A 25,627-nucleotide genomic window follows, 5' to 3' on the forward strand; every position below is an offset into this window, starting at 1 on the left:
TATCTCTTGAAGCGCGGTTACGTCGTGTGCTAAGGGATACCTTTTTGTTATGTAAATGTAAATAAAGCGCACTGTAGACATAAGTGTTGTACGTTTTACAACTTTGATGTATGGATAGCCAGGTGTTCAGATCGATTGTTGTATGAAATACAAGAATAATCCTGCTTAGCCGCTTGGAAAAGGTGAAATGCTGCCTTTTTTACAACAATTTTAGTTTCGGGTCAATATAATGAGGGAATTGTTGTATTATGGGCAGGATTTTATATAAAGTTACTGGATTCTGCTCAGGAATGCGGATAATCTGGGAATTCCTACAACGACGTCCGTCCGCCACTCAGAAGTCCAGCTATTCACTGGGTATCAGATCTTCGCGCTGGTCCTCCTCCTGTAATCCGTCACGGCCTGCCATTCCGGCAAAAGCCTTCTGTAGCGGGGAGAGGGTGTAGTCTTTGCGCCAGGCCAGCACAAATGCACCATCCCCGGGATGAAGTCCCGGCAGCGGGGCATAGGCAAGACTTCCGGCCGCCACCTCGGCCTCAATCCCTGATTTGGAGAATACTCCGACCATCCCGCCGCCGCTAATCATACGTTTGACCGCCTCCGGCGAGCCGAGTACGGCATGGTTCCACACTTTCACATGATTGAGCTGCGTCCACTTGTCGGAGATTCCGCGCAGGAAGGAGGCGGCTTCATGCTGCACCCAGGGTTCTCTTGCTGCCGTTTCTACCGTAATTTCCTGCGCTCCGGCAAAAGGATGTCCAGGCGCAAAAACCAGCACCGTTTCATCTCTGGCAATCACTTGAGTATGGAAGGAATCATCCTGTCCGTCCGTACTGTGCAGCACGGCCAGCTGAATCTCCCGGCTCCGCAGACGCTCCCTGACGGCATCATCCGGCAGTATGGACAGGAACACATCAATTCCATCATGCAGGCCAGTGAATTGGGACAGCAGTTTAGGCACAAGATAATTACCGGGGATATCGCTTGCTGTAAGCTCCAGATTCCCCGACGCCAGAGAGGTAAACTGCTTAACTGTCCGCTCTGCTTCTGCCGTCAGCGATACAATCCGCACAGCATATTGATACAGGGCGCGTCCGGCATCGGTCAGCAGCACCCGGCCGCTCCTGAACTGGAACAGTGAAGCGCCAAGCTCACTCTCGAGACTCTTCATATGGAAGGAAACGGTCGGCTGCTTAAGCCCCATCTCGGCGGCTACGTCCGTTACCTTTTTATATTTTTCAATCAGGACTACAATTTGTAATTTCACAAGATTCATGCTGATTCCTCCGGTTAGATGGCGATAAATTAACGATTGTTGCTTATATATAGATTATATCTATGACATTATTCAAAATCTATTATAACTTTTATCTTCCGCTTTACAAACTCAGTACTTTTACATAACGAACGAGTCCTAGAATAAGAAGAGTCAGAAGAGAAGCTGACATGAGCACAGACAATGCTTCCAAAGTGAGTTTTGTACGAAGCAGACCAATGAAGCAGACACTCACAAAACCTTTAGGAGGAAAAAAAACAATGCAATTCAGAAAATCTTGGATCATGGCTTTGGCTTTAACAAGCGTAGTAGCACTTTCGGCATGTGGCAACGGGGGAAATAATGCGGCAACCAATAACGGAGGAAATGCAGCTGCAACAAATACACAAAACAGCAGCGGCGCCGAATTAAGCGGATCTATCCTGGCTTCGGGCTCCACAGCACTGCAGCCGCTCGTAGAGCAGGCGGCAGAGAAATTCATGGATGCCAATGCAGGCGTGGATATTCAGGTTCAAGGCGGCGGAAGCGGAACAGGCTTGACACAAGTGGCTGAGAAGCAAGTGGATATCGGTAACTCCGACGTATTCGCAGAAGAGAAATTGAAAGATGCTGATGCTGAAAAAGCGGCAGCGCTGGTTGATCATCAGGTAGCCGTTGTAGCTATCGCAGCAGTAAGCAATCCGGATGCAGGCGTAGATACACTGACTAAGCAGCAGCTGGTCGACATCTTCACTGGCAAAATCAAGAACTGGAGCGAAGTCGGCGGCGCTGACCAGGCGATTCAGATCATCAACCGTCCTGCAAGCTCAGGTACACGCGCAACCTTCGAGAGCTTCGCGCTTGGCACCAAAACGGATGATCTTCCAGGATCTATTCAAGAGGATTCCTCCGGTACTGTTAAGAAAATTATCGGTGAAACACCGGGAGCTATCGGTTACCTGGCTCTGTCCTACCTGGACGATTCCGTTAAAACCTTGAGCTATGACGGTGTTGAACCTTCTGTAGACAACGTAATTTCCGGTAAATATCCGGTATGGGCTTACGAGCACATGTACACTAACGGTGAGCCGAATGAAACAGTAAAAGCATTCCTGGACTTCATGATGACTGACGAAGTACAGACAGGTGACGTAGTAGAGCTTGGTTACATCCCGGCTTCGCAGATGCAGGTATCCCGCGATGTAGCAGGAACTGTAACAACTAAGTAAGTACTACAAATTCATTCACAGGTATCATCCATTAGAACTTCATGTGATTAGAGGCGGATTTCTTCTGCCTCTCTTTTCACTTTAGAAAGAGGGAGCATCTTGAGGGTAAAACCAAAGAAAACGCGGTTTGAAAAACATCATATAGAGAATTTTATCGGACGCGCTTATATGTCCTTTTGTGTACTGCTATTGATTGTAATCATTGTATCGATGGTTTATTTTGTAGCCTCTAAAGGAATTGCGAACTTTGTAAGCGGTGAGGTTAAGGTTTCCGATTTCCTGTTCGGCACGAAGTGGTCGCCTGAAGCGGATACGCCTTCTTATGGAGCTTTTCCGTTTATAGCCGGTTCCTTCCTGGTAACCCTGCTTGCCGCGCTTATCGCAAGTCCGCTTAGCATCTGCGCCGCATTATTTATGACTGAAATCGTCCCTGGCTGGGGCAAAAAACTGCTGCAGCCCGTTATCGAGCTGTTGTCAGGTATTCCGTCTGTCGTATACGGATTCGTTGGCTTAAGTGTCATTGTACCTTTTCTGCGGAATACATTGCCCGGACAGGGCATCGGGGTTGCTGCAGGCGCGCTAGTACTGTCGGTGATGATCCTGCCGACCATTACCAGCGTGGCTGCAGACGCGCTTGCTTCTTTGCCGCAAAACTTGAAAGAATCCTCCTTTGCGCTCGGTGCCACTCGCTGGCAGACGATCTCCCGTGTCATTCTCCCGACGACCTTCCCGGCTATTATGACAGGGGTGGTACTGGGGATGGCCCGTGCATTCGGTGAAGCACTTGCTGTACAGATGGTTATCGGTAATGCACCTTTTGTGCCGCGTTCGCTGTTCGAATCCGCGTCCACGCTGACCAGTGTTATTACGCTGGGTATGGGGAACACGACGATGGGTTCACCGCAGAACAACGCGCTATGGAGCATGGCTCTCGTGCTTATGCTGATGACATTTGTATTCGTATTGCTTGTTAGAATGCTCGAAAGGAGAAATAAAATTTGAAGCCGAGAACAGCAGACAAAATTGCCACTGCTATCATTGTAACGTTCGCTTTGCTTATCGTAGCTATTCTGGTTGGCCTGCTTGGATATATCCTCATCCGCGGGATGAGTCATATCAGCTGGGACTTCCTGACATCGGCACCACAGAAGATCCGTGCAGGAGGCGGTGTAGGACCTCAGCTCTTCAACTCCCTGTTCCTGCTGGTGCTGACCCTGATTATTACTATACCGCTTGGACTTGGAGCGGGGATCTTCATGGCAGAATATGCCCGTCCCGGCAGACTGACTAACTTCATCCGTCTGGTTGTGGAAGTGTTATCTTCCTTCCCGTCCATCATCGTCGGTCTGTTCGGTCTCCTATTGATCGTCAATACCTTCAATCTCGGATTCTCCCTGATCTCGGGAGCACTCGCGCTTACCTTCTTCAACCTTCCGCTGATGGTTCGTATCACCGAGCAGGCTTTCCGCACGGTACCTAAGCAGCAGAAGGAAGCAGGCTTCGCGCTTGGTTTATCCAAGTGGAAGATTGTGACTTCGGTACTGCTCCCGGTAGCTCTGCCAACAATCATTACGGGAACGATCCTGTCCGCCGGACGCGTCTTCGGTGAAGCGGCGGCATTGATGTTCACAGCGGGCATGAGCAGTCCGCGTCTGGACTTCAGCAACTGGAATCCGCTTAGTCCTTCTTCACCGCTTAACCCGTTCCGTCCGGCAGAAACACTGGCGGTTCATATCTGGAAGGTCAACAGCGAAGGTCTGGCGCCGGATGCGCTGCAGATCGCAGCAGGTGCTTCGGCAGTGCTGGTGCTGACCGTATTAATCTTCAACCTGGCTGCCCGTTACTTCGGCAGATTCATCTACCGCAAGCTTACCGCTTCCAAGAGAATGAACTAGGCTAATAAGAAGCGGATGCTGACAAAACTAAGTGTATGCTTTCGAAGCAAGTTTTGCGAAGGTGATGCAAGAAGCGGATGCTGACAAAACTTTTAGGAGGAGTAAGAGATGGGCATAGCGGAACCGGTGGTACGCGAATCATTTCAAACTGAGGATCTGAGTATTTTTTATGGCACTTATGAGGCGGTTAAAGGAATTAGTCTTCCCTTCGCCCAGAATACGGTAACAGCATTGATCGGCCCTTCCGGCTGCGGGAAATCAACCTTTCTCCGTTCCCTTAACCGGATGAATGATGATATCTCCGGCTCGACTACCAAAGGCAGCATCTGGATTGACGGTATAGATATCAACGCTTCCGGAACAGATGTCATCAAGCTGCGGCAAAAAATCGGTATGGTCTGGCAGAAGCCGAACCCTTTTTACAAATCCATCTATGACAATATCGCCTTTGGTCCTAAGTACCATGGAATTAAAGGCAAAAAAGCACTGGATGAAATCGTGGAGAGCAGCCTGCGCCGCGCCGCCCTGTGGGATGAGGTCAAAGACCGCTTGAAGGACTCTGCATTGGCATTGTCCGGCGGACAGCAGCAGCGTCTGTGTATTGCCCGGGCATTGTCTGTTAACCCTCAGATCCTGCTGCTCGATGAGCCGGCTTCAGCACTTGATCCTGTATCGACAGGCAAGGTGGAGGAGCTGATTAAGGAACTGAAGGAAGAGCTGCGGATCGTAATCGTTACCCATAACATGCAGCAGGCAGCGCGGATCTCGGATTATACAGCCTACTTCTATCTGGGCTCGCTTGTGGAATATGACAAGACAGAGAAGGTCTTCAGCAATCCGGAGAATCAGATGACCCAAGAATATATTATGGGCCGTTTCGGCTGACGGACAGGCATTACAATAGTTTCAGGAGCCATAGGCACCATTCCTTGCGGATGGTGTTTATTTTATATCATAAATGCAATATATAATGTACATAATGGTTTTCTTCTTAGGAATTACCGCGCTGCAGTGGCTAATGATCAAGCGGTCCAATAAAAATGCCGACAAAACGCTGGACTCGGAGAACTAGGAAGAATCTGCAATCGGCGGGGATTTAACCCTCGTTTTTTCAGTACATATGTAGAAAATACAAGTGCCACTTGTAAAACTAATTATATTAGTTTATTATTTAACTAATTACATTAGTTTTGAGGAGGGTCCTTATGAGAGTAACTCAAGAAGGGTATCTGCACCAGCTTACCTGGCTGCCGCGCTTATTTCCCGTTAACTGTTATCTGGTCGAAGAAGAAGAGGAGCTTACTCTAATAGATGCAGGCATGCCATATAGTTTACAAGGTATTCTACAACAGTCCGCCAGGCTTCAGAAGCCGCTTACCCGGATCATGCTAACCCATGGCCATATGGATCATGTCGGGGCGCTGGATGCGCTCAAGAAGCTTGTTCCTGGGGCCAAGGTCTATATCTCGGAACGGGATGCGGCGCTGCTGGCCGGTGACCGCTCGCTAAGAGCAGGTGAGCTTCAGACCCCGATTAAGGGCAGTGTACCGTCCAAGATAGCAACGAAGCCCGATGTGCTGCTGTACGACGGGGATACCATCGGCTCATTGACGGCCATAAGTACACCCGGTCATACTCCGGGATCTATGTCTTTCCGGGATCAGCGCAGTGGCGCACTGATTGTAGGAGATGCGTTCCAGACCTTCCGGGCAACCGCTGTGTCCGGCAAGAAGGTGCCGTTGTTTCCTTTTCCGGCTATGGCGACATGGAGTCTGGAGCAGGCATTGGCCAGTGCCTATAAGCTGATTGATCTAGTGCCTTCAGTGCTGGCTGTAGGACATGGAAATCTGGTGAGGCACCCGGTGGAATCCATGAAACATGCGGCAGCAGAGGCGGGCAGGGTATTGGTGAATGGAGGGAAGGTGCATGGCTAGAGCCGGTTTGGACACACATACTCTGGTGCTGGCAGCAGCAGAGCTGGCTGACGCACAGGGTGTTCAGGAGGTGACGCTGGCCGCACTGGCGGCCAAGCTGGGCGTTCGCCCGCCGTCGTTGTATAATCATATTAACGGACTCGCGGGTCTGCGGACACTGCTGGCGATTCACGGGCTGGAGCAGCTCTATGACGCCATGTCAGCGGCAGCGGAAGGCGCACGGGGCGAACAGGCCGTTCATGCGCTAAGTCAGGCTTACATCGGATTTGCCAGACAACATCCGGGGCTGTACGAAACAACATTGAGAGCACCTGAGCAGGGAGATACCGCACTGGAGGCTGCGGGCGGGAAGGTCCTGTCACTGATTATTCAAGTCCTGTCCTGCTTTGGGCTGGATGAGGAAGGGAACCTGCACGCCGTCCGGGGATTGCGCAGCATACTGCACGGGTTCTCTGCCCTTGAGAATCAAGGAGGCTTCGGAATGCCGCTGGACTTGAATGTCAGTCTTACGCGGCTGATCCGCGCTTATATTGCCGGAATCCGCTGCATGGGTGAGGGAGCAGATGAGCTTGAATGAATTTACATCGAGGAGGCGGAATGAGTGGGTAGTGTAGAAAGCCCAGAGAGTATTACAACATTTGAGGAGATGGCTGAGGTTGTGGTCAAGCTGGGGATCGTACCGCTGGCCCCGTTGATCCCTGGGCATCCTTCTGTGAACGGGCTGACCCTGGCGGAGAACTGGCATACCGGTTCCGAGCTGGACCCCTGGGGCTGGCGGGTGAGATTTCCGGGAGAAGGATTGGCCGGATACGGAAAGTTTATCAAGAAAAAAGCCGTTCTGGTATCCCGTGAGTGGCTTCCCGCTTACCTGGCGGCTGCAGGCAGTCCGCGTTCCCTGGAGGAGCGGTATGACAGCGGTCTTGCTACCAGAGAAGCGCTAACGTTATTGCAGATTATCCGGGAGCACGAAGGCATTGAGACACGCCAGCTCCGTTCTATGGCTGATATGAAGGCCAAAGAGAAGAAAACGGCTTTTGACAACGCGGTAACCGAGCTTCAGGGCACTCTGGATATTGTAATCTCCGGAGTTAAGCAGCGACTGAATGCAGACGGTGAGCCGAACGGGTGGAACAGTACCTCTTTTGAAACCTCGGGCCACTGGATGAATGAAGCGGGAATCGAACCTTTTGAAGGAACGAGAGAAGAGGCGGTGGCGTGGCTGCGTTCAAGAATGGACGGGAGCTGGACGCCGGAAGCGATAGCCTCGATCAGCAAGGTGTTAGGCTGGAAATAAGCATATTAAGGTAGTCCTCGAGATTAGCGGGGACTACTTTTTTTGTATAGGCGTGCCCAGAGGCACGCATTATCTAATTGGTGAAAGTCCAATCAAAGGAGGGGCCAAGCCACCTTTGTAGCTAGGATGCTTGCGCATGGCGAAATCTGTGTGTAAAAGCGCATCGACAAAAGTACGGGTCAGAGACCGGGCGAGCAACAACCCAGGCCGCAACATCAAGTGAATCCTGCCGCGTCGTCAAAAAGGCCCTGCGAAGGGGAAGAGAGGATGCCGAGTCTCGCTATACTGGACGAAGGCCAAGGAAACTGTACAGAACTTGGATCAGCAGTGAAGAATCCTCCGGCGTATAGGGAACGGCATGGGTTGAAAGATAATGCAGTGAACTGGGGAGACCCTCCCCCACACGGGATTTTTTTTTTTAGGAACCCGTAAAGAGGCGCTCTATAAGTCCAGAAGACGAAATGAACCGTCTGTGGGAAGGGAGTCCGAGGGGCTCATAGTACCGAAGAACCTAAGGACAACATAACCTTAGGGAGGGAAGGAGCCCTGCTTTGTTTATGCTTTTGGAGGAGGTACGAGTGAGTGAATGCCAAACGGCTAACGACACCCAAGGAAAAAGTTCAAGAACTCCAAGAAAAGCTAGGTCATGCGGCCAAGGAGAACAGTAAGCGTAAATTCCATGCGTTGTACGACAAAGTCTATCGGTGGGATGTGCTGTGCGAAGCCTGGAAACGGGTGAAAGCAAATAAGGGAGCGGCCGGAGTAGATGAGGTGACGCTTGCAGATATTGTGGAACAAGGAGAAACAAGGTTCCTCAAGGAATGCGAGCGAGCATTGAAAGAAGGCAATTACCATCCGCAGCCCGTACGACGGCACTATATCCCGAAGAAAGACGGGAAGCCAAGACCGCTGGGCATACCCACCGTGCGCGACCGAGTAGTGCAGATGGCAACGAAACTCGTGATTGAACCCATCTTCGAAGCAGACTTCGAAGATGTATCCTTCGGATTTCGCCCGAAACGAAGTGCAAAAGGAGCGCTAGATCGAATCCGGAAAGCCTGCAACCGCAAAGGGAATTGGGTAGTCGACGTCGATATCCAAGGCTACTTCGACAATATTAATCAGGAGAAGCTTATGAAATTGGTACAAATGCGTATTAATGACAGGCGGATCCTAAAGGTAATACGGAAGTGGTTACAGGCGGGAGTCATGGAAGAAGGAAACGTAAGGCGATCCGATTTAGGTACACCGCAAGGTGGCGTCATTTCACCGCTTCTGGCGAACATCTACTTGAACTATTTTGACCGACTGTGGGAGAAACACGGAAGTGGATTGGGAGAACTGACAAGGTATGCAGACGACTTTGTTGTGGTCTGTAAATCCAAAAAGGACGCCGAGCATGCCTATGAGCTCATAGGCAGAATCATGGAACGTTTGGAACTGACCTTACATCCAACCAAAACCCGTATTGTAGGCCTATGGACAGGAGACGAAGGGTTCGACTTCTTAGGGATGCACCACCGAAAAACGAAAGCAGAGACTTCTCAAGGGAAGGTGTACTACACCACGCAGCAGTGGCTAACAAAGAAGGCAGAGGAACGTATTCGAGGAGTGGTCAAAGAAAGATTAGCACCGCCGAGTATGCGCTCAAGATCATTCGTGGAGCATGTGGAATGGCTCAATCCAAAGATTCAAGGATGGAGAAATTACTATTACACGAACTACAGCCAGAAGAGGTTAGCCAAGCTTGACTGGTATATCTTGCAGAGATTCACACGGTGGTATGCGAAGAAGAGACAACGCGGGAGATGGATGAGTTCAGTTTCTGAAGTTAAGTATAGTGCCAAGCAATATGGACTAAAAACGCTGTTGTAATCTGCATGCCCATGAATGACAAACATCGGAAAGCCGTATGAGGGAAAACCTCACGTACGGTTTGATGAGGAGGGGCTGGTTTAAATCCAGCCCTTTACTCTAGCCGTAGTTGCCAGATTAGAGAGGCTGTTTCTAGAACCCCTATCTGCAAAATAAAACGGCTAATCCATTTCCCTTAGGAACAGACCGGCCGTAAGCGCTTACGGGGAAGCGTATATATTGAAGCAGCCTTATAGCATAGGGGCGAGGTATGCAATCAAAAAGTACAAGAACCCGAACAGCAGCATGATGTAGGCTGTGTACTTGATTGCATCGGAGGCTACGATACTTAAGTCTTTGGGGGCCTGGACTTCCAGACGTTCCGGTTCAGTCGAATCCACTTCTTGGTTAAAAGATTCTTTCATCAGGATTCCCTCCTAAGTGTTTGGTAAGCATAAACTTCCAGCATCGTTTCGTAATTCTGGCATCAGAAGCTTTGTGATAACTTTGGATGCGGGACTTGTAAATACCATCCTTAATTGTATTGTGACATATTTGTGAATTAAATTCAACAATATTGTGAATATTCTTTGAACATATCTTCAAATTTGGGCTATTGGAGGAATGAACAAGAAGGAAACTAACGATTCTAGTTCCAAGCTGTACGAGGGAGCACACCCTACCAAGGTTACTTAGCGGAATCTGAGTCGGAAAATTCTCGATACACTAACTCCATAGCTCTCTTATACAAAAAGACCCCGCCATTCTCCAATAAGGGGAACAGCGGGGCCACAACAATTCATTAACAAACGTCAAACCACAGTCCTCAAGCTACAATCCTCAAGCGACAATCTACAAACAAAAGCTTAAGCCCAATCTCCGTTACGGAAGATTGGATCAACAGAGCCGTCATCGGCAATCCCGTCGATGCTCATCTCCGGGGAACCCATCATAAAGTCTACATGTGTCAGACTCTGGTTCATGCCTCTTTCAGCGAGCTGTTCCTTAGTCATATTAATGCCGTCCTGCAGCGTGAAAGCATAAGCAGCACCCAGCGCAAGGTGACAGGAAGCATTCTCGTCATACAGCGTGGTGTAGTAGAGAATGCCGCTCTCCGAGATCGGAGAGTGGAAAGGAACCAAGGCCACTTCGCCGAAGTAGGCCGCGCCTTCATCCATAGCCAGCAGGGAAGCCAAGGCCTCCTGGCCGACCTCTGCGGTAAAGTCTGTGACCTTGCCGTTCTCCAGGGTCAAGGTGAAACGGTCGATAATGTTGCCGCCGTAGCTAAGCGGCTTGGTGCTGCTGACCTTGCCGCTTGCACCGGTCTTCAGCGGGGCTGTGAACACTTCCTCGGTCGGAATGTTGGCCAGGAAGGACATACCGCGGCTGTTCACCGCACCGGCCTGACACCAGATATGGCCTTCAGGCAGCTCGATCGTCAGATCGGTTCCCGGTGCTGTGTAGTGAAGCTTGCGGTACTTCTTGGCGTTCAGCAGATCGCAGCGCTGCTTGAGGCCGCCCAGATGGCTGCTCCAGGCTGCAACGGGGTTCTCCTGGTCTGCGCGCACAGCTTTGAAGATTGCATCCCATAGCAGTTCAATCTGCTGCTCAGGTGCAGCGTCCGGGAATACCTTGGCGGCCCATGAAGGAGAAGGGAAGGCGATGCCGCTCCAGCTGACATGGTTAGCCATCATCATCTCCCGGTAAGGAGCCATGGCCTGGCCGGCAGTCTTCTGGTTATCAGAGATCCGGCTTGGTTCTACCCCGCTTAGCAAGTCCGGATTAGCCGAGATAATCGTCAGGAACGCAGCGCCATTACGCGCGAGATCCTCCAGTTCATCCGCCTGCCACTTGGGCGGCTCGAGGAAGCTCTCGGATGGAGCAAGATCATAACGTGTCCGTGTAACGAATTCATCGGTATAATTAACCTTTACCAGCTTCGCTCCAGCTTCATAGGCTTGGCGTACAATGAGCCGTACCAGCTCTGCGGAGACGATATCCGCATTGACTACAAGCGTTTGACCGGGCTGAATATTGACTCCGATCTTTACAGCGAGCAGGGCGTAATTTTCGAGCTTTTGCTTGAAATCCAGCATGATTTCAGCTCCTTTCACTATCTTCTATTTTGTAATATGGAGTAGAAAAGGCATTAGAATACCCAGTTGCCCTTCAGGAATACAGGCTCACGCGTACCGTCAGCAGTAATACCATAAATATCCATCTCTGCTGAGCCGATCATGAAATCGACATGGGTTACGCTGGTATTGAGACCATGGGCGATTAGCTCATCCTGGTTCATTTCTTTGCCGCCTTCGAGGCAGAAGGCATATGCGGTGCCGATCGCCAGATGGTTGGACGCATTCTCGTCAAACAAGGTGTTGAAGTACAGGATGTTGGAGTCGGAGATCGGCGAGTTGTGCGGCACGAGTGCGACTTCACCCAGATACTTGGCGCCTTCATCGAGACTGATAAGATATTCCAGGGCTTCCTGGCCTTGCTCGGCGCTTACGCTGGTAATCCGGCCCTGTTCAAAGGTAATTGAGAAGCCGTCAATAATATTCCCGCCGTAGCTGAGCGGCTTCGTGCTTCTGACAGTACCGTTAACGCCGGTTTTCTTCGGAGCCGTGAACACTTCTTCAGTTGGCATGTTGGCGACAAAAGAATGACCTTTAGCATTGATGCTGTCGCCCTGCGCCCAAATATGGCCTTCAGGCAGCTCGATACTAAGGTCGGTTCCAGGTGCTATGTAATGCAGGCTTTTGTATTTCTTAGCATTGAGAACATCCGCTTTCTGCTCCAGCGTATCCAGATGCTCCTGCCAGGCGGCTACAGGGTCTTCGCGGTCCAGGCGTACGGTGTGGAAGATTGCCTCCCAGAGTTTATCTACGCGCTCTTCTTCAGGCACGTCAGGGAATACCTTGTCTGCCCAGGGCTGGGACGGGATGGCTACAATGCTCCAGCTGACTTTATCGGACATCTGCATTTCGCGGTATTTCGTAAGTGCAGCCCCCCGGGTCTTCTGGAAGTTGGCAATCCGCTCAGGATCAATGCCTTTGAGCGCGTCCGGATTCTCGGCAATAACGTTCAGAAATGCAGCACCGTTCTCGGCGAATTCGGTTACTTCACCCGCGTACCAGGTTGGAGCCTTGGTGAACACTTCCGGTGAAGCATGCTCGAACTGCTGGCGCGTAATGAACTCGTCACTCCAGTTAACCTTGACCTGGCTTGCGCCGATGGCATATGCTTTGGCGGTAATCAGGTGGACGAACTCGGCTGCGGAAATCGGAGCGTTCACGACCAGGATTTGCCCCGGCTGAACATTTACACCAATCTGCACAGCCAGATCAGCATATTTACTTAGCTTGGATTGAAGCTCTGTTTGAGTCATTGCGATTTCCTCCATTACCATAATTTTAGCTCGGAATAAGCATTGTACTAAATTATTAACCGCCGGATGAAAAAAGTCAATTACAGCGCAAAAGGAAAGGAATTGCTTACATATCAATGTTATACTGAATATTGTGGGCATGATCAGATGAAAGGAAGGAAAGAGTATGAACCTAGAAATCACCAAAGCAGAAATGAAACGCGTAGAGGATAGAAGTTTTGTCGGGAGAACGGTGTTTACACTGGAGAATCACAGCTCCCCTTATGAGATCACTTTCTTCAGTTCACGGGGAACCGAATGGGATTACAGCCTGAGCTTCGCCGGTGAACCGGGAAGTGAAGAGCAGTTCCTTGAGGTGGATGCCCTGCTGGAGAATGATGACGATGTATACAATCAGCTGCTGGACGCGGCACTCGACACTCAGGAGATTCCGGAAGAGGAAGCCTAGACCCTTTCCGGATAGCCTTGTCATACAATAGACTTTCTATGTACAAGCTGTTATTAAAAAATGCGACTCCGTTCCGGCAGAATAATCTTGCCGCACAGGGTCGCATTTCACATTTCAAAGGTAACGCAGAGTTTAGCCGATGGTAATATTGCCTTCAGGGTACCGGTAGAGATCCTTACTGTTCTTCGGTTTGAGTGCATAAGCAAGTGTAAGCGGTCCTGTCCGGCCGACAAACATAAGAATGATCACCAGCACCTTACCGATTGTTGTCAGCTCTGTAGTCAGTCCCATTGTTATACCGGAAGTACCGAAAGCGGAGACTGCCTCGAACAGCACGGTCAGAAAATCCGCACTTTCCGTCACGGACAGCAGCATGGTCGAGATGACCACCAGCATCAGTGACAGCAGGGTCATGGTAATCGCCCTGTAGACATTCTCCTTCGAGATCCGGTGGCGGAACATCACGATATCCTCTTTGCCCCGAAGCTTGGCATAGGCTGTGCTGGCCAGAATCGCAAAGGTGGTAATCTTAATTCCGCCGCCGGTGGAGCCGGGAGCTGCCCCGATAAACATCAGCAGAATCATCAGGAATTGCGTGGATTCACGGAGCAGCGGGATCTCGATCGTTGTCACCCCACCAGAGCGTGGCGTAATCGCCTGCAGGAAGGAAGCCATTATCTTGCCTCCGGCATGCAGCGGCTTCAGCGTGGAATTCAGCTCCAGCCAGAAGAAAATAGCCGCGCCAATCACAATGAGAGCAGCAGAAGTGGCAAGGACTACCTTGGAATGAAGAGTCAGCCGCTTACGTTTCGGAAAGTCGATTACATCAGATAATACAATAAAGCCGATACCGCCGAGGAAGATCAGCAGCATGGAGGTAATATTCACAATCGGATCTTCAACATAGCGGGTTAAACCGCTGAAGGGCCCGTGAACATCCCCGAACAGATCAAATCCGGCATTGTTGAAGATGGATATACTATGGAATACTCCGTAATACGCTGCTTTGCCAAAAGGCATGTCCATCATAAATCTTGCGGCAAGAAGAATGGCCCCGGTCAGCTGAATCACCAGCGAGTAGATTAGCACCCGGCGGATCAGCTTCACAATTCCCTGCATGGAATTCTGATTCATGGATTCCTGCAGCAGCAGGCGCTCCTTCAGTGAGATCCGCTTGTTCAGCACCAGCGTGATCAGCGTCGCCATCGTAACGAACCCGAGACCGCCGAACTGGAATAGCACGAGCAGTACAATCTGTCCAAAAGCCGTCAGCTGCGTTCCTGTGTCAATGACAGCAAGCCCGGTTACACAGGTCGCTGAGGTAGCCATGAACAGTGCATCAATGAAAGAGATTCTTCCGCCGGTAGAAGCAGCAGGGAGACACAGAAGCAGGGTGCCGGCCGCGATTAGTATTGCAAAGCCCAGTGATAATATTTTGGGCGGCGTCAGCCTGAGATACCCAAAGGATAGGTTAGCCAAGTCTCATTCTCCTGACATCTGGATAGGATCTGACAAGATTATAGCATAACTTATATTCCCGTCACCAAAGAGGCAGGAAATTGACATATTTTATCGAAATGATTAAAGGCTCCACCTACTACTGTACTTTTAGAGGAGGCTCTACTTGCTGTGACAAGTCCCATACGGAATCAGGTTGGCGCTGTCTTCATCCCGGTTAGTGATATCGAAAGGTCCAAAAACTGGTATTGCAGCTTGCTTGGACTGCCGCTTGACGGTGAAATTTTGTTCGGGCATCTGTATGACGTGCCGATGCAGGGTCCGGGAATCGTGCTCGACAGCAGAATTTTTACAGCCGAGGCTGTGCTGAAGGTGCCTTCCTTCCATCTGCTTACCGACGACATTGATGCTGCCTATGATTATGTCAAAGCTACCGGAGCTGAAATTCTCACAGATATTGAACATGATCACTGGTTTAATTTCAAAGATCCGGACGGGAATGTGCTGATGATTTGCCGTTCAACCAACTAATTAATCGCATTAACTATATTAATTAATGTTGTTAATTATAATACAGGGAGTATTGCGAATGATAAGAGAAGCCACACCGGAGGATGCCTCCGGCTTAGAGAAGCTGTACCGGATTCTGTTGCCGGAGCACACGGATATCCAAGTATCGCCGCAAAGAATCAGCCAAATTGCCAGTAATCCGGACAGCCTGCTGATCGTATACGAAGAAGACGGGGAGGTAGCGGGTACGTTACATCTGCACTTGTGCATGGATGCGCTTAGCGGTGACCGCCCGTTCGTGGTCATAGAGCGTGTTGTAACTGACCCGCAGCTGCGCGGCAAGGGAATAGGAGCCTCACTGATGCAATTCGCAGAAGAGGCAGCAGCGGCCAGAGGCGCCCTTAAGGTGATGCTGTCCAGCAAGAGCTGCCGCACGGATGCCCACCGCTTCTACGAGCGTCTGGGGTACGACGGAGAGGGAAGCAAGCTTTTCAAAAAATACATACCGGTCTAAATGCAGGAGGAATGAAATGGATATCATACTGAGGGAACTGATTCCTGAAGACGCCGCCGCACTCTTAAGTCTGCAGCACCGGCTGGATCAGGAAACTTCGTATATGCTGCTTGCACCCGGAGAGAGGCAGACCGGAATTCCGCAGGTGGAAGAAATGATAGCAAGCTTCGGGAATGCTCAAACCTCTATCCTGATCGGAGCCGAAGCTGACGGTGAGCTGGCGGGATACCTGTCAGTCAGGGGAGGAAGCGTCAGCCGCAATAAACACAGTGCCTATATAGTTATCGGCATCCTGAAGCAATATCAGGGCATGGGAATCGGCAGTGCATTGTTCCACGAGATGGACTTGTGGGCGAATCGGAGCGCCATTGTGCGTCTGGAGCTTACGGTAATGAAGCATAATGAGCGGGCTGTTGCGCTGTATACGAGGTATGGTTTTGAGATTGAAGGCGTGAAGAAAAAGTCGCTGCTGGTGGATGGGGAATGGGTAGACGAATATTATATGAGTAAAATATTTAACCCCGCCTCTATATAGTTAATGGTATTAATTATAGGCGTGATTACTTTAGTACTCACCAAATTATGCAAGAAAGGCGCTTCCCTGAGGAAGCGCCTTTCTGTATTACTGCAGCGTATCTATCCGCTTTAGTCGCTGTGTACTGCGGAATCTTCGGTGACCGGAAGATCAATCTTGATCTCAACCTTACGGATACGGTGGCGGTTCATCTCACGCACAGTCAGAGTGACATGCTCATACACATGGCTTTTGCCGACAACCGGTTCTTCCAGGTGACTATACAGCCATCCGCCGATCGTAGTCACTTCGTCGTCGTGGAAATCAAGACCTGTAAGATCTTTGATCTCCAGCAGAGACACATTGCCGTCAAACAGATAATGGGTCTCGCTCAGCTTCTCTACATTTCTGCGTTCGTCCCCGTCGAATTCGTCTCGGATCTCACCGACAATCTCTTCCAGGATGTCTTCGATCGTAATGAGGCCGGAGGTTCCGCCGTATTCATCCAGCAGCAGGGCGATATGCACGCGCTCCTTCTGCATACGGGTCAGCAGCGTCTTCACCGGCGTTACTTCCGATACGGTTAGAATCGGCAGAATCAGGCTTTTGAAATCAAAATCAGGGTTGTTGTCATATTGCAGGTACAGCTGCTTGGTATTAATCATACCGATGATATTGTCTTTGCTGCCGTCTGCTACAGGGAAACGCGTATACTGCTCCTTGCGGATAATAGCGATATTCTCCAGCAGCGAGTGGTCGGTGAACAGACATACCATATCTGTCCGGGGAACCATGATTTCTTTGGCCAGCATTTCATCAAAGGTGAAGATCCGGTTCACATAACCGTATTCCGCTTTGTTGATTTTGCCGCTCTCATAGCTCTCGGACAAGATCAGGCGGATCTCGTCTTCACTGTGGGCATCGCCATGTTCACTGGCCGGCTTCATTCCGAACATACGGACGAGCAGGTTGGCGGAACCGTTCATGATCCAAATCAAAGGGTACAATACTCTGTAGAACCAAATAATCAGCGGTGCGGTAATCTGACCGATTTTCTCCGGAATGTTTATAGCGGCCGTCTTCGGTGCAAGTTCACCGACAACGACATGCAGGAATGTGGCGATAATGAAGGCCAGTGCAAAAGCAATAGGCTCACTAACGCTGTGGCTCAGGTTCGTCAGGTCGAACAATGGTATCAGCAGCTGCTCAAATGCAGGCTCTGCCAACGCCCCGATCCCGAGTGCAGTAATGGTGATTCCAAGCTGACAAGCAGACAGATATCCATCGAGGTTAGCAGATACCCGCTGTACCGCTAGCGCATTCTTCTTCCCGTCGAGTACCATCTGGCTGACCTGGCTTCCTCTTAATCTCACTACTGCAAACTCCGTTGCTACAAAAAATGCGGTTAAAATAATCAAAATTGCCACGAGCGTCAAACTAAGTCCTATACCCATATAATCTTTACCATCCCTTTCGTCCCTAAAATAGGTTATACTCATATTATGAGTTCATATGAACCTATTGTACGAACTTTTCAATGAAATATCAAATGGTGGAGGGTTGCCATCTATGGAAGCATTTACACTTAGCCGGATAGAGATGTCCGGACTATTACTGTCTCTAAGCGAAAACTCGGAGCGGAAGCCGCTCCATATTCTGCAGGAAGCCTGGACCAAGTTCCACCGTGAAGAGGTGCGGGAGGGGACGTCACTGCCGGCTTTTCTCTCTACGGATATTCCCCCAATCCTGCAGAAATTGATCAAAGGCAGCGGCATCAAAGGGTTATCCCTTGGTGAAATCGCCTCGCTTGGCAGTCTGATTGAGTATTCCACATTATCTGTTACGGCTATGCAGAACTGGGTAAAGCGTGACTTCAAGGAATATCTCGGGGCGCCGCGTGAAGGGAAGAAGTATTCCATTAATCAGGCTGCGCTTCTATTTATAATTGATGATCTCAAGGCTGCACTCGATTTCGAGAGCATCCGCCAGCTCTTCCGTATGCTGTTCCTGGCGCCTGAGCGTGATGATGACGATCTGGTCGAGCCGGCACAGCTGTATCACGGGTATGCAGAGCTGTTCGAGGAGATCAAGACCCGCTCCCCGATGCCGGTGCAGGGGCAGGCTCAGCCTGGTAACCCCAAAGAGTATTTGCTGAAATCCGACAGTGCGCTCAAATCGGCGATGGACGGAATGATGAAGCGGCTCAGCCATCTGACCAGATCACAGCGGGATGCCGTGCAGAATATGCTTCTGATCGCCGCCATATCGGTTCTGACCTGTTATTTTCAGGCGATGGCCCGGCAATATTTCAATGCGGTGTTATTCCTTGATTTTTGAACCGTCCGATTCTAGAATGTGTAAGTGAAACTAGTCTTACTCCGAGACTTAGCGGGAATCAGGGAAGAGGGTGCTTGATATGATGAATCAAATGTCGCTGCTGCAGAATCCGAAGCAAAGAAAACTGCTCTTCAGTGCAGGACTCAGCTGGATGTTCGATGCGATGGATGTGGGGATGATATCTTTTGTGGTGGCTGCGCTGGCCAAGGAATGGTCGCTGGGACCGGAGAAGATCGGATATTTAACCAGTATCAACTCGGTGGGGATGGCTGTGGGAGCGGCTGCGGCCGGGATTCTCGCGGACCGGTTCGGCCGCAAATCCGTACTGCTGTGGACGCTGCTGATCTTCTCCATAGCAAGCGGCCTGTCAGCATTCGCCGCAGGGTATGTAATGCTGTGTGTGCTGCGCTTCATTGCCGGCTTCGGGCTGGGCGGTGAATTGCCGGTTGCCTCGACACTGGTGTCCGAGAGCATGCCGGTCAAAGAAAGAGGGCGGGCAGTCGTGCTGCTGGAGAGCTTCTGGGCGCTTGGCTGGATTCTGTCCGCGCTGATCGCTTATTTCGTTATTCCGGATTACGGCTGGCGGATTGCCTTCGCGATTGGTGCAGTCCCGGCGCTCTATGCGCTCTACCTGCGTAAGGCGATTGATGACTCGCCGAAATTCGCCGAGATCAAGAAGGCTCCGGTATCCCTGCGGAACCGGATTACGGCAGTCTGGTCTGCGGAATACCGCCGTTCGACGATTATGCTGTGGATTCTGTGGTTTACGGTTGTTTTCTCCTACTATGGCATGTTCTTGTGGCTGCCGACAGTTATGGTGCTTAAGGGCTTCAGTCTGGTCAAAAGCTTCGAGTATGTGCTGATCATGACGCTCGCCCAGCTTCCGGGATATTTCACCGCCGCTTATTTCATCGAGAAATTCGGCCGGAAGTTCGTGCTCGTGATCTATCTGCTGCTGACAGCGGTCAGCGCGGCCTGGTTCGGGAATTCCACGACCGAAGGCATGCTGATGGCCGCCGGGATCTGCCTGTCCTTCTTCAACCTGGGGGCATGGGGCGGGATGTATGCTTATACACCGGAGCTGTATCCGACTACCATCCGTTCGACTGGTGCCGGACTGGCAACCTCTTTCGGACGGATCGGGGGTATTATTGCACCTACACTGGTCGGCGTGATGGTGGGGAATTCGGTCGCGATCAGCACGATCTTCATGCTGTTCTTCGTAACGATTATCATTGGTGCGCTGGCCGTGCTGTTCCTGGGCAAGGAAACGAAGGGCACAGAGCTGCTCTAAGCATAATTTGAAAAATCATCGGAGTTATACTGCAACCAGGCCAGCCGGAGCTTCCGGCTGGCCTTTGTTATGGCTTTAGCCAGATGAGTGCGTGAAACGCGCGATACAAAAAAACACCTGCGATGCGGTTGGAGGGAAGCCTCCGCTATTGCAGCCCACAGGGGGAATATAGTATATTCTTAAGGAAGACACAAACGAACGTTCTCATTGTCCGGCAATGTGCAGTGACAGACACTCTAATCTAGGATCTTGAGGGGCCAGTCTCTCAAGGTCTTTTTTGAAATATACGCCAGCATGGATATGTTTACGCCTGCCGAAACGGCGGTTGCCATCCCTTAGAGTGCAGAGAAGCTGTTTCTGACTATTGCCTGGGAATTTCAGGGAGTCTTACTCTTTATTTCGCATGCGGACTGGTGGGGGTTCAGTACAGGACTGGAGACCGCTGCATCACCGTCATAACGCATATGGTATAATGGTAAAAATTATTATGGCACACTAATGGAGCGGGTAAGTATGGCTAAAGACAGGCAGGGCCTGCATTTCACGGAGCTGGTCTGGGAGAGCACGGAGCAGAATATGGCAATTCCGCCGCGCAGTTCTGCAGAAGCGGTTATACCGAAGCCTCCGGAAGGTCCGGGCAAGAAGAAAACGTCCCAATATGATACAGTACAGCTCCAGCTATGGGATATGGAAGAGACTCAGGAGCCGGTAACTACTACGGAGAGCCAGTTTGTCCAGCGGGCCCGGGAGCTTGCGGATCATAAGGAGCCTGCGGCTTTATTTGTCCCGTTTAAGAGCTATTGGCCGACTTACGGACATATGACAGGTGCGCAGAGCCGGTGGTATTTCTTCTGGCGGGATGAAGTCCGGCAAGGGAGATACCCGAAGACCGACCTCTCCTATATCTTTTTGCATATATATGAGCTGATTAACGGTGTAGGCTGGGATGAGCCGCAGGATGGCTGCCGTCAGCTCGGCTTGCTCTGGGAAGCCTACCGTGACAAGTATAAACGTCTGGATCAATACCTTGGCGGATGGATTGCGGATTTCTCATTCGTGCATAAGCTGGATATCCCGCTCTCGGAGATTGTGATCCGTACACGCGGGCTTGCCGGGGACTTGGCTGAGCTTGAGCTTGTCCGCTGCCTGTCTGCTGCCCCGGAGCAGCTTAGCATCGAGGTGCTGAGTGTGATGTCGGATTATGATATCAGCAAATCGAAATTCTATACAGGTGAAGGAAAAGCTGCTGCGGAAAAGTACATCCCTCAAGTAGTGGCACTAATTGATACGTATGTAGCGCGGAAGCACGGCTCGAATCTGATCACGATGTTCCCGCCCGGTCCGCCGGTTGTCCGTGAGCGGTATTTGTTCCGCAGCGCAGTATATGATATCTCACTCTATGGCTACTCTGTTCTTATACCTGTCGTACGAATCAGCAAATCGCCTCCGCTGCGCAGCCTGATTACACGCTTATTCCGGCTGACCGAGAACAAGCTGCGGGCACTTATGGGTTATCGCGGACGGCTCAAGGATGTCAAGGTTGATGCCGACATGGAGGACTTGGTGACCAAGTTCCTGCAGCGTGAATTCCGCAAGGCGGAGCAGGAGGAGAAGGGTCCGGCAGTTGTGATTGATCAGCGGAAGCTGGAACAGCTGAAGAATGACTCCGAGGTGGTGCGTTCGCTGCTCACGGTGGAGGAAGCGCTGGAGAAGGATGATGAAACGGATTGGGATAATGAGGCAGTGGATGAAGATGAACCTGGAAGTGCCGCGTTTGCGGCTGGTTCCAGGTCAGAGGAGCCAGCGGTTAGAGAAAGTGACGAAGAGAAGCTGGACATTATTGTTGAAGAACCTGCTGTGCAAGGACAAGCAGATTCTCCGCTACCAATTATTGATGGCGAAGCGGACAGCTGGACGTCCTTCGCTTCTGAACTGAGTCTCCTGCAGCGGGATGTGCTGCTTGCGCTGGCAGAGGATGACGGCCTGGTGAAGGTGAACCGGCTGGCAGCGGGCGGCGGGACCATGGCAGAGCTGCTGTTCGATGAGATTAATGAACTTGCTATGGATAGTCTGGGGGATCTCGTCATCGACGGTGAAGAGCTGACCGAAGAATGTATATCCATGCTGCACTATATAAAGAGGTGAAATCAGGAATGAACCCACTCAAAATACCGAAGCGGATGACCACCGCGCTCGTCAACTCGCTGACAGCGGGAGTTGTGCCGCGTATCGGTCTTGAATATATTGCCGTCGGCCGCCGGCCGGAGGTTGAAGCCATTCTCCGCGATATGGATAATATCGCCGAGGGCGGAGCCGCCTTTAAGCTGATTACGGGCAAATTCGGCAGCGGCAAAAGCTTCCTGCTGCAGATTATCCGCAATTACGCGATGGACCGGGACTTCGTGGTCGCGGATGCGGACTTGTCGCCGGAGCGGCGGCTTGTCGGTACGAAGGGGCAGGGGCTTGCCACCTACCGCGAGCTGATGAGCCATCTGTCAACCCGGACGCGTCCCGATGGCGGGGCACTGGAGATTATGCTGCAGAAGTGGATTATGTCTCTGCAGCAGGCCGTCATGCAAGAGAAGGGCTATGGGCCGGATGCGCTGGAGCTTGGTGAAGAAGTGGAGCAGCGGATCTATGCGGTTGCCTCCGAGATGCGCGGGCTTGTTCATGGCTTCGACTTCGCGAAGGTGCTCGCCTCTTACTGGAACGGGCATAAGCTGGCCGATGACGCACTGAAGCAGGATTCGCTGCGCTGGCTGCGCGGCGAGTTCGCGACCCGCACGGAAGCGCGCAAGGCGCTGGGTGTGGGCGTTATTATCGATGACGACAACTGGTATGATTATATGAAGCTATGGGCGGAATTCACCGGGGCCATCGGCTATAAGGGGTTGCTGCTGTTCATCGATGAGGGAGTCAACCTCTACAAGATAACCAACAGCATCTCCCGCCAGAGCAATTATGAGAAGCTGCTGACCATGTTCAACGATACGATGCAGGGCAAGGCAGAACGGCTGGGGATCTTCGTCGGCGGCACGCCGCAGTTCGTTGAAGACCACCGGCGCGGCTTATTCAGCTATGAGGCACTCCGTTCCAGGCTGGTAGCCGGGCGGTATGCCGGTGCCGGACTGAACAACTTCACCGGGCCGATCATCGCGCTGGATATGCTCTCCCATGAGGAGATTCTGATTCTGCTGCAGAAGCTGCGGGACATTCACGCGCTGCACTACGGGTATGAAGCCAGACTGACGCAGGAGCAGCTGGTGCATTTCATGGAAGAGGCTGTGAACCGGCTGGGTGCAGATGAGCTGCTTACCGCGCGTGAGGTCGTGCGCGACTTCATGGATCTGCTGCATACGCTGAACCAGCATCCGGAAATGTCGTTCGAGAAGCTGGTCGGGGAGCGGACTCCGCGGCCTGCCGAGACCGGGCAGAATGAACTGGACGGATTCCTGGCGGAGTTTGACCTATGAGTGATAACCCGTTCTACCGGCTGGCTCCGTTCATTAAAGAATTCATCTACAAGAACCGCTGGGATACGTTGCGTGAGGCTCAGGTAGATGCTTGCCGTGTACTGTTTGACACGCCGCATCATCTGCTTATCGCTTCCGGGACCGCTTCGGGTAAGACAGAGGCGGCTTTTTTCCCCGCGCTTACGGAGCTGTATGAGCGTCCGTCCGCATCTGTAGGTATTCTGTATATCGCTCCGCTGAAGGCGCTGATCAACGATCAGTTCACCCGGTTAAATGATTTGCTCCGCGAAGGGAATATTCCGGTCTGGCACTGGCATGGCGATGTACCGCAGGCGGATAAGACGAAGCTGATGCAGAATCCTTCCGGGGTGCTGCAGATTACACCGGAATCGCTGGAAGGCCTGCTGATGAACCGCCCGAATGCCATCCCGGCGCTATTCCATGATCTGCGCTTCATCGTAATCGATGAAGTGCATGCCTTCATGGGGGCGGACCGCGGCATTCAGGTGCTGAGCCAGCTGGCCCGGATCTCGCGGATGGCCGGCTGTCATCCGCGGCGGGTGGGTCTGTCCGCAACGCTGAGCGACTACGCCTCCGTCACGGAGTGGCTGGCGGCGGGCACGCGGGAGAGCGTGGAGGTCAGTGCACCGCAGGGCGGGCGCAAGCTGCGCCTGAGCGTGGAGCACTTTTCTTTCCCGGATGCGCGGAATGAGGAAGAAGCCGAACACCTGGAGCGGGCGCGACAGGCTTATTACGGCTTCATCTACGACCATACGCATGTGAAGAAGGCTTTGATCTTCACGAACAGCCGCACGGACGCCGAGGAGGCGATTCTGGAGATGCGGCGCATTGCCGCTAAGCGCGGTGAGCGGGATGTCTTCCATGTGCATCATGGAAGCATCTCCGCGATGCTGCGCGAGGAGACAGAGGCCGCGCTCCGCCAGGGTGCGGGGCCGGCTGTGGCTGCAGCGACGCTGACGCTGGAGCTGGGGATTGACCTGGGCGAGCTGGAGCGGGTGCTGCAGCTCGGCGCGCCTTACAGCTGCGCGAGCTTCGTGCAGCGGCTGGGCCGCTCGGGCAGGCGCGGGGACGCCGCCTCCGAGATGATCTTCGTCACGCCCGAGGAGGAGGACGAGGAGGCGCAGCTGCCTGCGCGGATGCCGTGGACGCTGCTGCGGGCCATTGCCGTAATCGAGCTGTACGTGCGCGAGAAATGGGTCGAGCCGCTGGTCGTGCGCCAGCTGCCGGTCGGGCTGCTGTATCATCAGACGATGAGCATCCTGAAGAGTATGGGGGAAGCGGAGCCGGATGACCTGAAGGAGGCGGTGCTGAGCCTGCCGTCCTTCCGCAGTATTGATCCCGCTGATTATGACGCCTTCATGGAATACATGCAGGGCATGGGCCATATTGAGAAGATGGATGAGGGCAGTCTGCTGATCGGGATGGCGGGGGAGAAGATCGTCAACAACTTCCGTTTCTATGCGGTATTCAAAGACGATGAAGAGCATGTTGTCTATAATGGCACCGAGGAAATCGGTTCAATTACTACAGTGCCGCCGCCGGGCTACTGCTTCACCCTGGCCGGTAAGCTGTGGAAGGTGGAAGAGGTCGACAACCGCCACAAGGCGGTCTATGTCAAAGGATCGCGCGGCAAGGTAGACACCTTATGGCTTGGAGCGGGAGGGGATGTCCACACCCGGATCATGACGAAGATCCGCGAAGTGCTGGGATCGACAGCCTTGTATCCGTATCTTGCACCAAGCGCGGCCGCCAGACTGGAGCGGGCCCGCAGGCTTGCCAAAGAGAGCGGACTCTTGACGCGTTCTGTCCTGCCTGCCGGAGGAGACTCCATGTTCATCCTTCCATGGGCGGGCAGCCGGCAGTTCCGTACGCTGGAGCGCCTGCTGAAGAACAATCTGAAGGGACCGCTCGGTCTGCGGTCCGTCGTGCCGATGGAACCTTATTATATGGTTGTCGCCGGCAAGGCAGATGCAGAGACGCTGGAGGAAGAGATTATTGCCGAAACCGCCGCAGCTACGGATGCTATTTCCCTGCTCGGACCGGATGAGGCACCTTACCTCGGCAAATACGATGAATTCATCCCGCATAATCTGCTGCGCAAAGCTTTTTCACTCGACGGGCTGGATGTTCCGGGATTGCTCAGCGTGATTAAACAGTGGAAGCAGCCGCCAGCATAATTGATATAGTAATATATAACAAGAAGCAGCCG

At 52.0% G+C, this 25,627-nt stretch carries 23 protein-coding genes; 17 read left to right on the top strand and 6 right to left on the bottom strand.

Features of this window, described 5'->3' with window-relative positions:
* Nucleotides 1–346 precede the first annotated feature (346 nt).
* Nucleotides 347–1,276, bottom strand: a complete 930-nt coding sequence (locus NSQ73_RS13675) for a LysR family transcriptional regulator (RefSeq protein WP_340986822.1) — start codon at nucleotides 1,274–1,276, stop codon at nucleotides 347–349.
* Nucleotides 1,277–1,536: 260 nt separating this feature from the next.
* On the opposite strand from NSQ73_RS13675, the gene NSQ73_RS13680 reads away from it, so the two are divergent.
* The 8 genes from NSQ73_RS13680 to ltrA all read left to right on the top strand — a co-directional run bounded on the left by NSQ73_RS13680 (nucleotide 1,537) and on the right by ltrA (nucleotide 9,482).
* Nucleotides 1,537–2,484 (top strand): phosphate ABC transporter substrate-binding protein PstS family protein, encoded by a 948-nt coding sequence (locus NSQ73_RS13680; RefSeq protein ID WP_042137717.1) that lies wholly within the window; start codon nucleotides 1,537–1,539, stop codon nucleotides 2,482–2,484.
* A gap of 99 nt (nucleotides 2,485–2,583) precedes the next feature.
* Complete coding sequence (gene pstC, locus NSQ73_RS13685; protein ID WP_039298909.1) at nucleotides 2,584–3,486, top strand: phosphate ABC transporter permease subunit PstC; 903 nt, start codon at nucleotides 2,584–2,586, stop codon at nucleotides 3,484–3,486.
* A complete protein-coding gene (gene pstA / locus NSQ73_RS13690; RefSeq protein ID WP_042137714.1) occupies nucleotides 3,483–4,379 on the top strand; it encodes a phosphate ABC transporter permease PstA in 897 nt (298 codons plus the stop codon). Before pstC ends, pstA begins: the two co-directional genes overlap by 4 nt.
* Before the next feature lie 108 nt (nucleotides 4,380–4,487).
* Nucleotides 4,488–5,264, top strand: coding sequence for a phosphate ABC transporter ATP-binding protein PstB (gene pstB, locus NSQ73_RS13695; RefSeq protein WP_039298903.1), 777 nt, complete (start codon nucleotides 4,488–4,490; stop codon nucleotides 5,262–5,264).
* A 320-nt stretch (nucleotides 5,265–5,584) separates the two neighbouring features.
* Entirely contained in the window at nucleotides 5,585–6,313 is a 729-nt protein-coding gene (locus tag NSQ73_RS13700) for an MBL fold metallo-hydrolase (RefSeq protein ID WP_340986824.1), read from the top strand.
* Nucleotides 6,306–6,890, top strand: coding sequence for a TetR/AcrR family transcriptional regulator (locus tag NSQ73_RS13705; RefSeq protein ID WP_042236728.1), 585 nt, complete (start codon nucleotides 6,306–6,308; stop codon nucleotides 6,888–6,890). Before NSQ73_RS13700 ends, NSQ73_RS13705 begins: the two co-directional genes overlap by 8 nt.
* A gap of 24 nt (nucleotides 6,891–6,914) precedes the next feature.
* Nucleotides 6,915–7,607 carry an AlkZ-related protein gene (locus tag NSQ73_RS13710; RefSeq protein WP_340986825.1) on the top strand — a complete coding sequence of 231 codons (693 nt, stop codon included), beginning with the start codon at nucleotides 6,915–6,917 and terminating at the stop codon, nucleotides 7,605–7,607.
* A 582-nt stretch (nucleotides 7,608–8,189) separates the two neighbouring features.
* Entirely contained in the window at nucleotides 8,190–9,482 is a 1,293-nt protein-coding gene (gene ltrA / locus NSQ73_RS13715; RefSeq protein ID WP_340986826.1) for a group II intron reverse transcriptase/maturase, read from the top strand.
* A gap of 230 nt (nucleotides 9,483–9,712) precedes the next feature.
* On the opposite strand, the gene NSQ73_RS13720 is transcribed toward ltrA, so the two are convergent.
* The 3 genes from NSQ73_RS13720 to NSQ73_RS13730 all read right to left on the bottom strand — a co-directional run bounded on the left by NSQ73_RS13720 (nucleotide 9,713) and on the right by NSQ73_RS13730 (nucleotide 12,849).
* On the bottom strand, nucleotides 9,713–9,886 hold the full coding sequence (locus NSQ73_RS13720; protein WP_156118649.1) for a hypothetical protein: 174 nt from the start codon (nucleotides 9,884–9,886) through the stop codon (nucleotides 9,713–9,715).
* Between the two features lie 441 nt (nucleotides 9,887–10,327).
* On the bottom strand, nucleotides 10,328–11,557 hold the full coding sequence (locus NSQ73_RS13725) for an aminopeptidase (protein WP_340986827.1): 1,230 nt from the start codon (nucleotides 11,555–11,557) through the stop codon (nucleotides 10,328–10,330).
* 53 nt (nucleotides 11,558–11,610) lie between these two features.
* The gene (locus tag NSQ73_RS13730) at nucleotides 11,611–12,849 is read right to left on the bottom strand and encodes an aminopeptidase (protein ID WP_340986828.1); all 1,239 of its coding nucleotides are present in this window, start codon (nucleotides 12,847–12,849) and stop codon (nucleotides 11,611–11,613) included.
* A gap of 166 nt (nucleotides 12,850–13,015) precedes the next feature.
* Here NSQ73_RS13730 and NSQ73_RS13735 point away from each other — a divergent pair, with 166 nt between their 5' ends.
* Nucleotides 13,016–13,297, top strand: coding sequence for a hypothetical protein (locus tag NSQ73_RS13735; protein WP_039298880.1), 282 nt, complete (start codon nucleotides 13,016–13,018; stop codon nucleotides 13,295–13,297).
* A 132-nt stretch (nucleotides 13,298–13,429) separates the two neighbouring features.
* Here NSQ73_RS13735 and NSQ73_RS13740 read toward each other — a convergent pair whose 3' ends face one another.
* On the bottom strand, nucleotides 13,430–14,776 hold the full coding sequence (locus NSQ73_RS13740) for a TrkH family potassium uptake protein (protein ID WP_340986829.1): 1,347 nt from the start codon (nucleotides 14,774–14,776) through the stop codon (nucleotides 13,430–13,432).
* A gap of 150 nt (nucleotides 14,777–14,926) precedes the next feature.
* Here NSQ73_RS13740 and NSQ73_RS13745 point away from each other — a divergent pair, with 150 nt between their 5' ends.
* The 3 genes from NSQ73_RS13745 to NSQ73_RS13755 are packed head-to-tail and all read left to right on the top strand — an operon-like array spanning nucleotide 14,927 to nucleotide 16,314.
* Nucleotides 14,927–15,286, top strand: coding sequence for a VOC family protein (locus tag NSQ73_RS13745; RefSeq protein WP_042137700.1), 360 nt, complete (start codon nucleotides 14,927–14,929; stop codon nucleotides 15,284–15,286).
* Between the two features lie 58 nt (nucleotides 15,287–15,344).
* Nucleotides 15,345–15,779: a GNAT family N-acetyltransferase gene (locus tag NSQ73_RS13750; RefSeq protein ID WP_340986830.1), complete on the top strand. Its 435-nt coding sequence runs from the start codon at nucleotides 15,345–15,347 to the stop codon at nucleotides 15,777–15,779.
* A 16-nt stretch (nucleotides 15,780–15,795) separates the two neighbouring features.
* A complete protein-coding gene (locus NSQ73_RS13755) occupies nucleotides 15,796–16,314 on the top strand; it encodes a GNAT family N-acetyltransferase (protein ID WP_340986831.1) in 519 nt (172 codons plus the stop codon).
* Nucleotides 16,315–16,424: 110 nt separating this feature from the next.
* Here NSQ73_RS13755 and NSQ73_RS13760 read toward each other — a convergent pair whose 3' ends face one another.
* Nucleotides 16,425–17,747, bottom strand: coding sequence for a hemolysin family protein (locus NSQ73_RS13760; RefSeq protein ID WP_340986833.1), 1,323 nt, complete (start codon nucleotides 17,745–17,747; stop codon nucleotides 16,425–16,427).
* A gap of 115 nt (nucleotides 17,748–17,862) precedes the next feature.
* On the opposite strand from NSQ73_RS13760, the gene NSQ73_RS13765 reads away from it, so the two are divergent.
* From NSQ73_RS13765 to NSQ73_RS13785, 5 genes are all read left to right on the top strand, one after another.
* Nucleotides 17,863–18,630, top strand: a complete 768-nt coding sequence (locus tag NSQ73_RS13765; RefSeq protein ID WP_340986834.1) for a DUF1836 domain-containing protein — start codon at nucleotides 17,863–17,865, stop codon at nucleotides 18,628–18,630.
* Nucleotides 18,631–18,712: 82 nt separating this feature from the next.
* Nucleotides 18,713–19,924, top strand: coding sequence for an MFS transporter (locus NSQ73_RS13770; protein WP_039299274.1), 1,212 nt, complete (start codon nucleotides 18,713–18,715; stop codon nucleotides 19,922–19,924).
* 513 nt (nucleotides 19,925–20,437) lie between these two features.
* Complete coding sequence (locus NSQ73_RS13775) at nucleotides 20,438–22,069, top strand: TerB N-terminal domain-containing protein (protein ID WP_340986835.1); 1,632 nt, start codon at nucleotides 20,438–20,440, stop codon at nucleotides 22,067–22,069.
* Nucleotides 22,070–22,077: 8 nt separating this feature from the next.
* Nucleotides 22,078–23,397 carry an ATP-binding protein gene (locus NSQ73_RS13780; RefSeq protein ID WP_042141234.1) on the top strand — a complete coding sequence of 440 codons (1,320 nt, stop codon included), beginning with the start codon at nucleotides 22,078–22,080 and terminating at the stop codon, nucleotides 23,395–23,397.
* Nucleotides 23,394–25,595: a DEAD/DEAH box helicase gene (locus NSQ73_RS13785; protein ID WP_340986836.1), complete on the top strand. Its 2,202-nt coding sequence runs from the start codon at nucleotides 23,394–23,396 to the stop codon at nucleotides 25,593–25,595. Before NSQ73_RS13780 ends, NSQ73_RS13785 begins: the two co-directional genes overlap by 4 nt.
* Nucleotides 25,596–25,627: the final 32 nt, after the last annotated feature.

It is taken from the genome of Paenibacillus sp. FSL R10-2736 (assembly GCF_038000245.1).
Lineage (GTDB): Bacteria > Bacillota > Bacilli > Paenibacillales > Paenibacillaceae > Paenibacillus_AQ > Paenibacillus_AQ phytohabitans.